This window comes from Xanthomonas protegens, assembly GCF_038442435.1.
Classification (GTDB): Bacteria; Pseudomonadota; Gammaproteobacteria; order Xanthomonadales; family Xanthomonadaceae; genus Xanthomonas_A; species Xanthomonas_A sontii.
This window is the reverse complement of the sequence record NZ_JAQJCQ010000011.1, coordinates 172,044-185,286: the sequence shown is the minus strand read 5'-3', so window position 1 is coordinate 185,286 and position 13,243 is coordinate 172,044. Positions and strand designations below refer to the sequence as shown.

Genomic DNA, 13,243 nt, shown 5'->3' with positions numbered 1-13,243 from the left:
GCGGAGTGGACGGGACTCGAACCCGCGACCTCCGGCGTGACAGGCCAGCATTCTAACCGACTGAACTACCACTCCGCGTTTGAACGGAGGCGGGCGCGAGGCCCGCTTTCCCGCAGCGACCGGGCCAACGCTTGCGTGTGGCGGCGACTGCGAGAAACGAAACCCCCGATCGCTCGGGGGCTTCGGTACAACTGGCGGAGTGGACGGGACTCGAACCCGCGACCTCCGGCGTGACAGGCCAGCATTCTAACCGACTGAACTACCACTCCGCTTTTGAAACTTGTCGCTCGGTGCCCTGGTGGGTGCTGAGGGTTTCGAACCCCCGACCCTCTCCGTGTAAAGGAGACGCTCTACCGCTGAGCTAAGCACCCTAGCGAGTCGATTAGTTTACGGCATCCTTCAGCGCTTTACCAGCCTTGAACGTCGGATTCTTCGACGCCGCGATCTTGATGGAGTCGCCGGTCTTCGGGTTGCGGCCGGTGCGCTCGGCACGGTCGCGCACCTGGAAGGTGCCGAAGCCCACGAGCGTGACGCTGTCGCCCTTCTTCAGGGCCTTGGTCACTTCCGACACGAAGGCGTCGATGGCACGACCGGCTTCGGCCTTGGAGATATCGGCGGCAGCGGCGATCGCGTCGTTCAGTTCGGCTTTATTCATTTCTTGATGACTCCATGTGCGGCAGAAGACCGCGGATTGAGGATCGGGTGTCGGCGTGGCCTGCCTCGCCTGGGGCGAGACCCCGATGGATATGTTTTGCACTACCAAGCACGCCCGTTCGCGGTGCTCGCAAGCGCTGCATTTATACCAGCGGGCCCATACCCGCGCAAGCCGAAAAGCCAACAACGGCGCGGGTTTGAGCCGTTTGCGCGGGTGCGGTTCAGCGCGCGTCAGTGCTTGACGCGCGGGTTCGAGGATGCTTTCTGCTTGCGCCGCGACGGCGCCTGTTCGGCGTCGGCGGCGGGCTTGGGCGCGAGCGGACGCTCCAGTGCCAGGTCCAGCACTTCGTCGATCCACTTCACCGGCACGATCTTCAGATCGCGGGTGACATTCTCCGGGATGTCGGCCAGATCCTTGCGATTCTCCTCGGGGATCAGCACGGTGCGGATGCCACCGCGCAAGGCGGCCAGCAACTTCTCCTTGAGTCCGCCGATCGCCGAGACTCGACCGCGCAGGGTGATCTCGCCGGTCATCGCCACCTCCGACCTGACCGGCACCTTGGTCAGCATCGACACCAGCGAGGTCACCATCGCGATGCCGGCGCTGGGGCCGTCCTTCGGCGTGGCGCCGTCCGGCACGTGCAGGTGCACGTCGTGCTTCTGCAGGAAGTCCGCCTCGATGCCAAGCCGCTCGGCGCGCGAACGCACCACCGACAATGCGGCCGACGCCGATTCCTTCATCACGTCGCCGAGCTGGCCGGTCAGGATCACCGCACCCTTGCCCGGGACCAGGGTCGATTCGATCTGCAGCAGATCGCCGCCGACCTCGGTCCAGGCCAGGCCGGTGACCAGGCCGATCTCGTTCTGCTCCTCGGCGCGACCGAAGTCGTAGCGGCGCACGCCCAGGTACTTGTCCAGGTTCTTCGAGCCGACGCTGACCCGCGCCTTGTCCTTGCGCGCTGCACCCTTCTTCGCCGCGGCCTTCTTCGCCGGGGCTGCCGGCTGCGGACCGGCCAGGGCAATCTCCTTGACCACCTTGCGGCAGATCTTGGCCACTTCGCGCTCGAGGTTGCGCACGCCGGATTCGCGCGTGTAGTAGCGCACGATGTCGCGGATCGCGTCGGCACCGATCTCCAGCTCATCCTGCTTCAGGCCATTGGCCTTGAGCTGCTTGGGCACCAGGTAGCGCGCGGCGATGTTGAGCTTCTCGTCCTCGGTGTAGCCGGGGATGCGGATCACTTCCATGCGGTCCAGCAGCGGGCCGGGGATGTTCAGCGAATTGGAGGTCGCCACGAACATCACTTCGGACAGGTCCAGGTCCACTTCCAGGTAGTGGTCGTTGAAGGCGTTGTTCTGCTCGGGGTCGAGCACTTCCAGCAGCGCCGAGGACGGATCGCCGCGGAAATCCATCGACATCTTGTCGATCTCGTCGAGCACGAACAGCGGGTTCTTGCTGCCGACCTTGTTGAGGTTCTGCACGATGCGGCCCGGCATCGAGCCGACGTAGGTGCGGCGATGGCCGCGGATCTCCGCCTCGTCGCGCACGCCGCCCAGCGACATGCGCACGAACTTGCGATTGGTTGCCTTGGCGATGGACTGGCCCAGCGAAGTCTTTCCCACGCCCGGCGGCCCGACCAGGCACAGGATCGGCCCCTTCATCTGCTTCACCCGCGACTGCACCGCAAGGTACTCGAGGATGCGGTCCTTGACCTTCTCCAGGCCGTAGTGATCGGCGTCGAGGGTTTCCTGCGCGACCTTCAGGTCCTTGCGCACCTTGCTGCGCTTCTTCCACGGCACGCCCAGCAGCCAGTCGAGGTAGTTGCGCACCACCGCGGCTTCGGCCGACATCGGCGACATCTGCTTGAGCTTGTTGAGTTCGGCCTTGGCCTTGGTCTCCACCGGCTTGGGCATGCCGGCCTCGGCGATCTTGCGCGCCAGTTCCTCCAGTTCGCCCGGCGCGTCGTCGAGGTCGCCCAGTTCCTTCTGGATCGCCTTCATCTGCTCGTTGAGGTAGTACTCGCGCTGGCTCTTCTCCATCTGCGACTTGACCCGGCCGCGGATGCGCTTCTCCAGCTGCTGCACGTCGATCTCGCCGTCGACCAGGCCAACCAGCATCTCCAGGCGCTCGCCCACTTCCAGGGTTTCCAGCAGGCGCTGCTTGTCGGCCAGGCGCACGCCGATGTGCGCGGCGATGGTGTCGGCCAGGCGGCCGGGCTCGTCGATGCCCGACAAGGTCTGCAGCAACTCCGGCGGCAGCTTGCGGTTGGTCTTGACGTACTGCTCGAACAGCGACATCAGCGAACGCGCGATCGCCTCGACCTCGCGCTCCTCGCGCGATTCGGCGGCGTCGATTTCGCGGCCTTCGCCCTGCAGCGCGCCGTCGCGCTCGGCGACCTTGTCGACGCTGACCCGCGACAGGCCCTCGACCAGCACCTTGATGGTGCCGTCGGGCAGCTTCAGCAGTTGCAGCACCTGCGCCAGCGTGCCGACGTTGTACAGGTCGGCCGCCGCCGGGTCGTCGGTCTCGGCGGACTTCTGCGCGACCAGCAGGATGCGCTTGTCGGCCTCCATCGCGTGCTCGAGCGCGCGCATGGATTTGTCGCGACCGACGAACAACGGGATGACCATGTGCGGGAAGACCACGACGTCGCGCAACGGCAGGACCGGCAGGTCGAGGACTTCGGATTGGGACTGGGCCATGAGGATTCCGATTTGGGAGGCGGGAACGCGATGCGGGCGGCCATAAAAACGCCGATGGCCCCGTTATGGGGCCATCGGCTGGACGATGCAAGGGCAGCGCAGAACCCCTTTATGTTTCAGCGACTTACCGGCAGGCACGGGGCGCGCGACAGGGTCGCCGCGCAGCGCCTGCCCAGGGTCACTCCGCGGAGGCGACCTTGGGCGCCGCCGGCGGGGTCTGGTAGATCAGGTACGGCTCGGACTTGTGCTCGATCACCGACTCGTCCACCACCACCTTGCTGACGTTTTCCTGCGACGGCAGCTCGTACATAGTGTCCAGCAGCACCGACTCGACGATGGTGCGCAGGCCGCGCGCGCCGGTCTTGCGCTTGAGCGCCTTCTTGGCGATGGCCAGCAGCGCGTCCTGGCGGAACTCCAGCTCCACGCCTTCCATCTCGAACAGCTTCTTGAACTGCTTGGTGATGGCGTTCTTCGGCTCGGTGAGGATCTTGATCAGCGCCGGCTCGTCCAGTTCCTCGAGCGTGGCGACCACCGGCAGGCGGCCGACGAACTCGGGGATCAGGCCGAACTTGATCAGGTCTTCCGGCTCGACGTCGGCCAGGATCTTGCCGACCTCGCGCTTGCGCTCGGAGCTCTTCACCTTGGCGCCGAAGCCGATGCCGCCGGCGTCGTTGGAGCGCTGCTGAATCACCTTGTCCAGGCCGGCGAACGCGCCGCCGCAGATGAACAGGATGTTCTTGGTGTCCACCTGCAGGAATTCCTGCTGCGGATGCTTGCGCCCGCCCTGCGGCGGCACCGAGGCGACCGTGCCTTCGATCAGCTTCAGCAGCGCCTGCTGCACGCCTTCGCCGGACACGTCGCGGGTGATCGACGGGTTCTCGCTCTTGCGCGAGATCTTGTCGATCTCGTCGATGTAGACGATGCCCTGCTGCGCCTTGTCGACGTCGTAGTCGCACTTCTGCAGCAGCTTCTGGATGATGTTCTCCACGTCCTCGCCGACGTAGCCGGCCTCGGTCAGCGTGGTCGCATCGGCGATGGTGAACGGCACGTTGAGCAGGCGCGCCAGCGTCTCGGCCAGCAGCGTCTTGCCCGAGCCGGTCGGACCGACCAGCAGGATGTTCGACTTGGCCAGTTCGACCTCGTCGTTCTTCTGCCGGCTCTCGATGCGCTTGTAGTGGTTGTACACGGCCACGGCGAGCGTGCGCTTGGCGCGCTGCTGGCCGATCACGTACTGGTCGAGCACTTCCAGGATCTCGCGCGGCTTGGGCAGGCTGCTGCGTGCCGACTGCGCCTTCTCCTCGAGCTCCTCGCGGATGATGTCGTTGCACAACTCGACGCATTCGTCGCAGATGAACACGCTGGGCCCGGCGATCAGCTTACGGACCTCGTGTTGACTCTTGCCGCAGAACGAGCAGTACAGGATCTTGTTGCTGTCGCCGGAACGGCCTTGCCGGTCTTCGCTCATTGCTTCGCTTACCCAGTTACCCCACCCGATGAACGGGGGTTCGATTTCGAGAATAGCACAGGGCCGGGAGGACGCTAGCCCGACCCCGGCCCTGCGGAATACGCTGCGTTTTGCAGTACATGCAAGCCTTATGCCGGCTGGATGGACTCATCCGGACGACGCTCCAGGACCTGGTCGACGAGGCCGTAGGCCTGCGCATCGACGGCGCTCTTGAAGTTGTCGCGTTCGGTGTCGCGGGCGATGGTTTCCAGCGACTGGCCGGTGTGCTTGGCCAGGATTTCGTTCAGCCGCGCGCGCAGCGTCAGGATCTCGCGGGCGTGGATGTCGATGTCGGTGGCCTGGCCCTGGAAGCCGCCCAGCGGCTGGTGGATCATCACCCGCGAGTTCGGCAGCGCATAGCGCTTGCCGGCCGCGCCCGACGCCAGCAGCAGCGCGCCCATCGAGGCGGCCTGGCCGACGCAGATGGTGCTCACGTCCGGCTTGATGTACTGCATGGTGTCGTAGATCGCCATGCCGGCGGTGACCACGCCACCCGGCGAGTTGATGTAGATGCTGATGTCCTTCTCCGGATTGTCCGCTTCCAGGAACAGCAGCTGCGCCACGATCACATTGGCCATGTGGTCGTCGATCGGGCCGACCAGGAAGATCAGGCGCTCCTTCAGCAGGCGCGAATAGATGTCGTAGGCGCGCTCGCCGCGGCTGGTCTGTTCGACCACCATCGGAACCAGATTCAAGGCCTTGGTCACATTGTCCACGCGGTGATCTCCTGCTGCTCGGGGTCCGTCCCTGCACGGGGGTGTGCAGGGCTTCGCATCGTGTTGCGCCCCGCCGCCGCGGGGATGAAACGGGATCCGCGTCGCGCAGGTCGGCTGCGCAACGCGGCGACGCGTCGTCTTATTGACGGATCGCGTCCTGGAACGACATCGCCTGCTCGGTGTGCTGGGCGCGCTCGGCGATCCAGTCGATCACCTGCTCTTCCATCACGCGGCTCTGCAGCCCCCCCATCAATTGGGGATCGTTGCGGTACATCTCAATGACCTGTTCCGGCTCTTCGTAGGTCGAGGCGATCAGGCGTAGCGTCTCCGAGACCCGCTTCGGGTCCAGGCGCAGTTCGTTGCGGCGGGCGACCTCGCCGACCAGCAGGCCGACCAGCACGCGCTTGCGCGCGGCGTCCATGAAGCCCTGGTGGGCGTCGTCCGGCACCTGGCCCGGGTCGCGGCCCGAACGGCGCATCTGCTCGACCTGCTGCGCCAGCATGGCGCGCGCTTCGTTCTCGACCAGGCGCGGCGGCATCTCGACCGAGGCGTAGGCGGCGATCAGCTGCTCGCCGACTTCGCGACGCAGGCGGTTCATCAGCGCGCCCTTGAGCTCGCGCTCGAGGTTGATGCGGATGTCCTTGCGGAACTGCTCGGCATCGCCGCTCTTCACGCCGAAGCTCTTGATGAACTCCTTGTCCACTTCCGGCAGCACCGGCACGGCGACGTCGACCGCCTTCACATGGACCTGGACCTGCTTGCCGGCGAACTGCGGCACGCGCCAGTCGGCCGGGAAGTCGACGGTCAGCGTCTTCTCTTCGTCCTTGGACAGGCCGATCAGGCCCTGTTCGATCGCCGGGAACATGACGCCCGAGCCGATCACGCTGCTGCCCTTCTCAACGCCCTCGGCCGGCAGACGCTCGTCGCCGACCTGCGACCAGGTCTCCAGGGTCACCAGGTCGCCGTCCTGCGCCGGACGCGCGGCCGGCTGCCAGGTACGGCGCTGCAGGCGCAGGTTCTCGATCATCTGCTCGATGTCGGCATCGGTGACCTCGGCGGTGTGGCGGATCACCTGCAGCGTCGAGACGTCGATGTCGCCGAAGTCCGGCACCACTTCGAAGGTGGCCACGAACTGCAGTTCGTTGTCACCGGCACGGTCGATGCGCGGGTTGCCGGCCAGGCGCAGCTCGTGCTCGCGCACGGCCGAGTCGAAGGTCTCGCGCAGCAGGCCGTCCAGCGCCTCGGCGCGGATCTGCGGCCCGAACCGCTGCTCGATCACCTTGGCCGGAATCTTGCCCGGACGGAAGCCCTTGATCCGCGCGGTACGCGCGACTTCGCGCAGGCGGCCGCCGACATGGGTTTCCAGGCGATCCCCCGGCAGGGTGAAGGTCAGACGCCGTTCCAGGGTACCGGTGGTTTCGATCGAAGCTTGCATGTGGACTCCTGCCACCGGGAGCCCACGGGGCTCTCGGCACGATGTAGTAAAGACGGGTTGACGCGGGCACGGGACGGCCGCCGCAGCCGGATAGTTTCGCCTATTCCCGCGGTGCCTGCCAGCGCACCGGGTCGGGCCGGCGCCACTGCAGGCCTGGCATGGCGGGGGTGCGGACGGGGGACATGGGGTGCGGCGGGCCGCGCAAGCGGCGCCGGGATGGTGCGAAAGAGGGGACTCGAACCCCTACGCCTTGCGGCACTGGTACCTAAAACCAGGGCGTCTACCAATTCCGCCACTTTCGCGCTGCGGCGCCGGACGGCGCCTGCCGGCACATTGTTGCAGGCCGGCCGGCAAAGAAAAAGGCACCTGCCGGAGCAGGTACCTTTCGTTTTGGTGGGCCTTCAAGGATTCGAACCTTGGACTTATGCCATCTGCGGATGGATACCCCAACGCCGGCCTGGATGGCCTCGCTCCCGAGCCCTTGATCCGGCCATCCCCTGAAGGCCGCGCCTTCACGACCATCGCGGCGGTCTTTGGGGAGCCGCACGGCGATGGCCATGCTTTACTCGCGCGGTCGCTCGCTGGAAGCCCCCGTGTCGGCTAGGATTGGCGATCGAAGGCCCAGGCGGATCAAGGAATGAAGGGGGGCGCTTGACTTTTCGCAACGAAGTCAGTTGTAGAAAAATAACTCCAAGGTTATCCTGATGACCTGGGTCGTTGAACTGCTCACCGAGGCCCAGGAATTTTTCGACGGACTCTCGGGAAATGAACAAATTAAGGTGGCCGGGGCAATGCAGCTCCTTGCGGCTAAGGGACCAACTCTGGGCCGTCCACACGTGGATCGCATACACCGTTCACGACACCACAACATGAAGGAGCTTCGTGTTCAGTGCGCGGACAAGCAGTTCCGCATCTTCTTTGCGTTCGACACAAAGCGTCGAGGGATCTTGCTCGTCGGCGGCGACAAGATCGCCTACGGCGTTGATGAGTTCTACGAGGAATTCATCCCCATTGCGGATGATCTACTTGATGCCCATCTAGACAAAACGAATGCGGCCGATATGGCCAGCAAAGTCGTCGCCAAGAAAACCAAGGGAAGAAGACAACAATGAGTACCATGCGCCTGGAAGATTTCCTGAGTGCACGCGGCCTTCAGGGCCACGCCGATGTGCAGCAAGCATTTCAAGATGCGCTGCGAAGCCTACCCTTGGCCGCGCTTCGGGAAGCTGCTGGCCTCACACAAAAAGAAATCGCCACACAGCTTGGCAAGTCTCAAGCTGCGGTATCGAAGTTCGAGGGTCGCGGCGACTTCCTACTCTCCACCCTCTTCCAGTATGTGCAAGCTCTTAGCGGCACCGTTGACCTGAGCATTAGCTTGGGCCGCTCCAGCTTTACTCTTAGCCCAACGGAGGATGACGGAGACGTCTACTTCAGGCTAGCCCAAAAAGAGCTTGCTCCGGCTGCTGCAATCACGAAAAGAGAGGGCAGCGTTGCATACATCTGGGCTCAGAGCCAAAACCTTGATTCGCGTCAATCAACCGCACGCAGATCCGGATACAGCTCCATGCCAAACCGCGCTGGGTATACCCAAGCTAATGAAGCACTGACGCAACTAGCAGCGAACGATGAAGCCGAGCCCATTGCAGCTTGACGCCCCTGAGTACACGATCGTCAGCGTACGAGCGATACCCAGCATTGGCCAAAGTGTCATAGACGAGCCTCTACCGATCGTCGTCCGCGCCCAGGTCATGTACGACTCTGACGGATCCCATTTCGCCATGCTAAGCATCGATCAAAGCGATGACAGCAGGCCTTATGTAATCTCGTTGCAAGTTCTTGTGACCTTTCGCATCGACGTTGACGGTTGCCGACAGGCCTACAAAAGCGCGTTCAACCCTGAGGTTGTAGCCGTAAACGTAGCGCGCATCCTCTACTCTGGTGCTCGAGAGATGCTGGCCCTAGTGTCCTCTCGCGCACCATATGGCACAGCGCTACTCCCAAGCGTGATGCTGGAACCTTCTGACGTTGAGATGCTCTTTGAGACAGACAAGCTTGAAGATATCTTGCAGAAGAGCTTTGGGGTCGATCCCTCGATGATGGAAGCAGCTCGCGCCAAAGCAGAAGCAGTCGAAAGCTCCCGTAAGAAGGAGGCGCGAACGCTGGCGACAAAGAAGCCAGCCACCAAGCGGAAAACTGAAGCGAACTAGAAAAAGAGAGGGGCCGTGCAAGCGGCCCTCTCTTTTTCCACCAAAAAACAGGGTTCGACTCGGCTCCGCGAGCCAGTTGGCGCGCTCTACGGGTTACTGCGGCGGTTTAGTCTGCGGAGACTTGATCACATAGGAGGTGATGTATTCGCCGTTGCTGCCGTAGACGACCACGATGGTGGTGTTGGCGTCCCGGTACACCACGAGCGCCTGGCAGCGCATGATCGCTATGGCGCTCGAGGAGAAGGTGATCGACGCCGAAACGCGGTTCGGCCTGCATGGCCTGAAGCATCGCGACATCACCGACACCCCCGGCAACCGGGGCGACAAGCAAACGAGCAAGACGCCGCGGGACACGCAAACCCGGAGACGACAAACCGGTACGCCCACGACCTACCGCTGGTGCCGCCGCCGACGCGCAAGTAGTGCACACCCGGAGTATTTTTCCCGGGAATTTTCCCGACACATAGAAAAACAGCCACTTGGCTTGCGCTAAGTGGCTGTTTTGTTTGGTGGGCCGTCAAGGATTCGAACCTTGGACCTATTGATTAAGAGTCAACTGCTCTACCAACTGAGCTAACGGCCCTGAAACTGAGTCGCACATTCTATGTGCTTTTTTGCTTCGTTGCAACACCCCGCGAAGCATCGGGTCACGCGATCAATGGGGTGGCTGAGGGGACTCGAACCCCCGACATCTGGAATCACAATCCAGTACTCTAACCAACTGAGCTACAGCCACCATTGAAACCTTGCATCTCCTGCCCGGCGCCATGTGGCGCGCCCGACAGGAATCGAACCTGTAACCGCCGGCTTAGAAGGCCGGTGCTCTATCCAGTTGAGCTACGGGCGCCCTGGCTGGATTGTCGCATTCCTTTCCGCCGTTGGACATCGGATTGGTCGGGGTAGAGGGATTCGAACCCCCGACATCCTGCTCCCAAAGCAGGCGCGCTACCAGACTGCGCTATACCCCGGCGGAACATCCCTCGCGGCCAAGGCCGGAAAGGTCGGCTATTGTGGGAATCTTGCGGCCCGCTGTCAACGTCGCATGCACGCAACATCGCCTGCGCTATGCTCAAGGCTTGCCATCGGCATCGGCCGATGCGCCATTTTGAAGGAGAAAACAGCATGCTTCGCAGCGGCAACCCCGCCCTGAAGGAATCCACCTTCCTCGATCTGCACAGCGGCAGCGTGGTCTCGCCCGGCAACGGCACGGTCGTCGCGCGCGACAGCGGTGCGATGACCCTGAACGGCACCGCCAACAAGACCGGCGTGCTGTTGATGCTGACCGCGCTCACCGCCGTATTCGCCTGGAGCCAGTCGGTCTCGATCGATGCCGCGGGCAACGCGATGATCGCCCCGGCCGTGGCCGGCTACGCGCTGGGCGGTCTGATCGGCGGCTTCATCCTGGCCCTGATCACGATCTTCAAGAAGGAATGGTCGCCGATCACCGCGCCGCTGTACGCGCTGGTGGAAGGCTTTTTCCTGGGATCGATCTCGGCGATGTACGAAGTGCGCTTCAACGGCATCGTGCTGCAGGCGGTGCTGCTGACGTTCGGCACCCTGTTCGCGATGCTGTTCGCCTACCGCAGCGGCATGATCAAGGCCACCGAGAACTTCAAGCTGGGCGTGGTCGCGGCCACCGGCGGCATCGCGCTGGTGTATCTGGCCACGATGGTGCTTGGCTTCTTCAACATCCAGATCCCGTACATCCACGCCTCCGGCACGGTCGGCATCCTGTTCAGCCTGTTCGTGGTGGTGGTGGCGGCGCTGAACCTGGTGCTGGACTTCGACTTCATCGAGAGCGGCGTCGAACAGGGCGCACCCAAGTACATGGAGTGGTACGGCGCGTTCGGCCTGATGGTCACGCTGGTATGGCTGTACCTGGAGTTCCTGCGCCTGCTGTCGAAGCTGCAGTCGCGGAATTGAAACCGGGAGTCGGGAATCGGGATTGGGGAATCGTAAAAGCGCCCCCCCCTTGATCGATGGGCGGGCTTGGCTTCAGACAAGTTTCCGAGCAAAAGAAAGGGCGCCCTGGGGCGCCCTTTCTGTTTTTTGCGATCTTCCGGACGCTCAGAGGCGGCTGGCGATGGCCTTGGCGAAGCCCATGGTGTTGCCGCTGCCACCCAGGTCCGGGGTCAGACCGTCCTTGGCTTCCAGCGTGGCGACGATGGCGTTGCGCAGGCGCTCGGCGTTCTGCGGCTGGCCGATATGGTCCAGCAACTGCGCCGCGCCCAGCAGCAGCGCGCACGGGTTGGCCTTGCCCTGCCCGGCGATGTCCGGGGCCGAGCCGTGCACGGCTTCGAAGATCGCCGCGTCCACGCCGATGTTGGCGCCCGGGGCCAGACCCAGGCCGCCGACCAGACCGGCGCACAGGTCCGACAGGATGTCGCCGAACAGGTTGGTGGTGACGATGATGTCGAACTGCTCCGGGCGCATCACCAGCTGCATGCAGGCGTTGTCGACGATCATTTCCTGGAATTCGATCTCCGGGTAGTTCGCCGCCACTTCACGCGCCACCTTCAGGAACAGGCCCGAGGTGGACTTGATGATGTTGGCCTTGTGCACCGCGGTGACCTTCTTGCGGCCGGTCGCGCGGGCCAGGTCGAAGGCGTAGCGCACGATGCGCTCGGAACCCTTGCGGGTCACCTTGGCCATCGACAGCGCGGTCTCGCCGTCGGCGGACACTTCCTGGCCTTCGCTCAAGTAGGCGCCTTCGGTGTTCTCGCGCACCGTGATCAGGTCCACGCCGGCGCCGAAGCGCGACTTGGTGTTGGGGAACGACTTGGCCGGACGCACATTGGCGTACAGGTCGAACTGGCGGCGCATGGCCACGTTGATCGAGCTGAAGCCCTCGCCCACCGGCGTGGTCAGCGGGCTCTTCAGCGCCACCTTGTTCTTGCGGATCGACTCCAGCGTGGCGGCCGGCAGCAGGTCGCCGTGCTTCTCCAGCGCCACCAGGCCCGCGTCGGCGTATTCGTAGGTGAGGCCAGCGTTCAGCGCGTCGAGCACGAACAGCGTGGCGTCCATGATCTCCGGGCCGATGCCATCGCCACGGATGACCGTGATTGTCTGCGTCATAGGGTTGCGGTTTCCGTACAAGAGGGGGAGCGCCGCCCGGGAACCGGGGCTGCAGGCGCAAGGAGGTTTCAGCGGTAATTATGCCCGAAGCCGGTGAAGGCGCCCAAAACCGGACGGCCGCCGGCGCGGGCGCCGGTGGCCATCGGGGCAGCCCGAAGCGGGCTCAGTCGTGCGCGTGCTGCGCCGGGGCGGCGGCCTCGCCGGCCTCCAGCGTGTCGAGGAAGTCCACGGCGCGGCGCAGGTGCGGGATCACGATGGACCCGCCGACCACCAGGCCCACCGAGAAGGTCTCGAAGAACTCCTCGCGGCTGACCCCGGCCTCCTTGCACTGGGCCACGTGGTAGCTGATGCAGTCGTCGCAGCGCAGCACCAGCGAGGCGACCAGGCCGAGCAGTTCCTTGGTCTTCACGTCCAGCGCGCCGGCCTGGTAGGTCTGGGTGTCCAGCGCGAAGAAGCGCCGCACCACCTGGTTCGGCTCGGCCAGGATGCGCTGGTTCATGCGCTGGCGGAACTCGGTGAACGCGCGGACCCGGTCCTCCCCGGATGCGCCGCCCTCGCCCGTCGCAGCGCCGCTCATGCCTGCGCCTCGGGGGCCTGGCCGTCGAGCAGCGGCTCCAGCTTGCCGGCGCGGTGCAGCGCCATCATGTCGTCGTAGCCGCCGACGTGGACGTCGCCGACGAAGATCTGCGGCACGCTGGTGCGCCGCGCCAGCGCGACCATCTTCTCGCGCTCGGCGGGGTCCAGGTCGATCCGCACCTCGTTCCAGGTGCGGCCCTTGCTCTTGAGGAAGTTCTTGGCCGCCACGCAGTACGGGCAGATCGCGGTGGAATAGAGGGTGATCGGCGGGCCGCCGGCGTGGCCGGTGTCGGCAGTTGGGTTGTCCACGGGAAACTCCGGGCGGTGTAGAAGGTCCAAGCCACTATGGTAGCGGCCGGGTGGATTTTCGAGGCCG

12 protein-coding genes, 8 tRNA genes and 1 pseudogene are annotated in these 13,243 nt (G+C 64.3%); 5 read left to right on the top strand and 16 right to left on the bottom strand.

Features of this window, described 5'->3' with window-relative positions; all coding sequences use genetic code 11:
• Window position 1: 1 nt before the first annotated feature.
• The 9 genes from PIQ37_RS14140 to PIQ37_RS14100 form a co-directional block, all read right to left on the bottom strand.
• Window positions 2-75, bottom strand: a tRNA-Asp gene (locus PIQ37_RS14140).
• Window positions 76-192: 117 nt separating this feature from the next.
• A tRNA-Asp gene (locus PIQ37_RS14135) sits at window positions 193-269 on the bottom strand.
• 27 nt (window positions 270-296) lie between these two features.
• Window positions 297-371 (bottom strand) — tRNA-Val (locus PIQ37_RS14130).
• Window positions 372-382: 11 nt separating this feature from the next.
• A complete protein-coding gene (locus tag PIQ37_RS14125; RefSeq protein ID WP_342073928.1) occupies window positions 383-757 on the bottom strand; it encodes an HU family DNA-binding protein in 375 nt (124 codons plus the stop codon).
• Between the two features lie 128 nt (window positions 758-885).
• On the bottom strand, window positions 886-3,354 hold the full coding sequence (lon, locus tag PIQ37_RS14120) for an endopeptidase La (RefSeq protein WP_342073922.1): 2,469 nt from the start codon (window positions 3,352-3,354) through the stop codon (window positions 886-888).
• A gap of 178 nt (window positions 3,355-3,532) precedes the next feature.
• Window positions 3,533-4,819: an ATP-dependent Clp protease ATP-binding subunit ClpX gene (gene clpX, locus PIQ37_RS14115; protein ID WP_017907830.1), complete on the bottom strand. Its 1,287-nt coding sequence runs from the start codon at window positions 4,817-4,819 to the stop codon at window positions 3,533-3,535.
• 128 nt (window positions 4,820-4,947) lie between these two features.
• The gene (gene clpP / locus PIQ37_RS14110; RefSeq protein WP_017907831.1) at window positions 4,948-5,574 is read right to left on the bottom strand and encodes an ATP-dependent Clp endopeptidase proteolytic subunit ClpP; all 627 of its coding nucleotides are present in this window, start codon (window positions 5,572-5,574) and stop codon (window positions 4,948-4,950) included.
• Between the two features lie 139 nt (window positions 5,575-5,713).
• Window positions 5,714-7,009 (bottom strand): trigger factor, encoded by a 1,296-nt coding sequence (gene tig, locus PIQ37_RS14105; RefSeq protein ID WP_342073921.1) that lies wholly within the window; start codon window positions 7,007-7,009, stop codon window positions 5,714-5,716.
• A gap of 217 nt (window positions 7,010-7,226) precedes the next feature.
• A tRNA-Leu gene (locus PIQ37_RS14100) sits at window positions 7,227-7,311 on the bottom strand.
• Window positions 7,312-7,713: 402 nt separating this feature from the next.
• Here PIQ37_RS14100 and PIQ37_RS14095 point away from each other — a divergent pair.
• The 4 genes and pseudogenes from PIQ37_RS14095 to PIQ37_RS14080 all read left to right on the top strand — a co-directional run.
• Complete coding sequence (locus PIQ37_RS14095) at window positions 7,714-8,121, top strand: type II toxin-antitoxin system RelE/ParE family toxin (protein ID WP_152240402.1); 408 nt, start codon at window positions 7,714-7,716, stop codon at window positions 8,119-8,121.
• Window positions 8,118-8,660, top strand: a complete 543-nt coding sequence (locus PIQ37_RS14090) for a helix-turn-helix domain-containing protein (RefSeq protein WP_152240403.1) — start codon at window positions 8,118-8,120, stop codon at window positions 8,658-8,660. The genes PIQ37_RS14095 and PIQ37_RS14090 overlap by 4 nt, the downstream gene beginning before the upstream one ends.
• Window positions 8,635-9,216 (top strand): hypothetical protein, encoded by a 582-nt coding sequence (locus PIQ37_RS14085; RefSeq protein ID WP_342073920.1) that lies wholly within the window; start codon window positions 8,635-8,637, stop codon window positions 9,214-9,216. Before PIQ37_RS14090 ends, PIQ37_RS14085 begins: the two co-directional genes overlap by 26 nt.
• Window positions 9,217-9,418: 202 nt before the next feature.
• Window positions 9,419-9,639 (top strand): annotated as a pseudogene (locus tag PIQ37_RS14080) (integrase); the annotation flags it as partial.
• Window positions 9,640-9,723: 84 nt separating this feature from the next.
• On the opposite strand, the gene PIQ37_RS14075 reads toward PIQ37_RS14080, so the two are convergent.
• The 4 genes from PIQ37_RS14075 to PIQ37_RS14060 all read right to left on the bottom strand — a co-directional run bounded on the left by PIQ37_RS14075 (window position 9,724) and on the right by PIQ37_RS14060 (window position 10,184).
• Window positions 9,724-9,799 (bottom strand) — tRNA-Lys (locus PIQ37_RS14075).
• Window positions 9,800-9,875: 76 nt separating this feature from the next.
• A tRNA-His gene (locus tag PIQ37_RS14070) sits at window positions 9,876-9,952 on the bottom strand.
• Between the two features lie 34 nt (window positions 9,953-9,986).
• Window positions 9,987-10,063, bottom strand: a tRNA-Arg gene (locus tag PIQ37_RS14065).
• A 44-nt stretch (window positions 10,064-10,107) separates the two neighbouring features.
• Window positions 10,108-10,184: transfer RNA gene (locus PIQ37_RS14060), tRNA-Pro, on the bottom strand.
• A gap of 154 nt (window positions 10,185-10,338) precedes the next feature.
• On the opposite strand from PIQ37_RS14060, the gene PIQ37_RS14055 reads away from it, so the two are divergent.
• The gene (locus PIQ37_RS14055) at window positions 10,339-11,139 is read left to right on the top strand and encodes a Bax inhibitor-1/YccA family protein (RefSeq protein WP_342073918.1); all 801 of its coding nucleotides are present in this window, start codon (window positions 10,339-10,341) and stop codon (window positions 11,137-11,139) included.
• A gap of 144 nt (window positions 11,140-11,283) precedes the next feature.
• Here PIQ37_RS14055 and PIQ37_RS14050 read toward each other — a convergent pair whose 3' ends face one another.
• The 3 genes from PIQ37_RS14050 to grxC all read right to left on the bottom strand — a co-directional run bounded on the left by PIQ37_RS14050 (window position 11,284) and on the right by grxC (window position 13,176).
• Complete coding sequence (locus PIQ37_RS14050) at window positions 11,284-12,291, bottom strand: isocitrate dehydrogenase (RefSeq protein ID WP_209229021.1); 1,008 nt, start codon at window positions 12,289-12,291, stop codon at window positions 11,284-11,286.
• Window positions 12,292-12,454: 163 nt separating this feature from the next.
• Window positions 12,455-12,868 (bottom strand): carboxymuconolactone decarboxylase family protein, encoded by a 414-nt coding sequence (locus PIQ37_RS14045; protein WP_017907835.1) that lies wholly within the window; start codon window positions 12,866-12,868, stop codon window positions 12,455-12,457.
• Complete coding sequence (gene grxC, locus PIQ37_RS14040; RefSeq protein ID WP_152243156.1) at window positions 12,865-13,176, bottom strand: glutaredoxin 3; 312 nt, start codon at window positions 13,174-13,176, stop codon at window positions 12,865-12,867. Before grxC ends, PIQ37_RS14045 begins: the two co-directional genes overlap by 4 nt.
• Window positions 13,177-13,243: the final 67 nt, after the last annotated feature.

Excerpts from the sequence above, each read along its gene's own strand:
- lon (WP_342073922.1), bottom strand. The coding sequence starts at position 3,354 with ATGGCCCAGTCCCAATCCGAAGTCCTCGACCTGCCGGTCCTGCCGTTG.
- PIQ37_RS14095 (WP_152240402.1), top strand. The coding sequence starts at position 7,714 with ATGACCTGGGTCGTTGAACTGCTCACCGAGGCCCAGGAATTTTTCGAC.
- PIQ37_RS14045 (WP_017907835.1), bottom strand. The coding sequence starts at position 12,868 with ATGAGCGGCGCTGCGACGGGCGAGGGCGGCGCATCCGGGGAGGACCGG.
- PIQ37_RS14050 (WP_209229021.1), bottom strand. The coding sequence starts at position 12,291 with ATGACGCAGACAATCACGGTCATCCGTGGCGATGGCATCGGCCCGGAG.
- PIQ37_RS14055 (WP_342073918.1), top strand. The coding sequence starts at position 10,339 with ATGCTTCGCAGCGGCAACCCCGCCCTGAAGGAATCCACCTTCCTCGAT.
- PIQ37_RS14085 (WP_342073920.1), top strand. The coding sequence starts at position 8,635 with ATGAAGCCGAGCCCATTGCAGCTTGACGCCCCTGAGTACACGATCGTC.
- clpX (WP_017907830.1), bottom strand. The coding sequence starts at position 4,819 with ATGAGCGAAGACCGGCAAGGCCGTTCCGGCGACAGCAACAAGATCCTG.
- PIQ37_RS14090 (WP_152240403.1), top strand. The coding sequence starts at position 8,118 with ATGAGTACCATGCGCCTGGAAGATTTCCTGAGTGCACGCGGCCTTCAG.
- tig (WP_342073921.1), bottom strand. The coding sequence starts at position 7,009 with ATGCAAGCTTCGATCGAAACCACCGGTACCCTGGAACGGCGTCTGACC.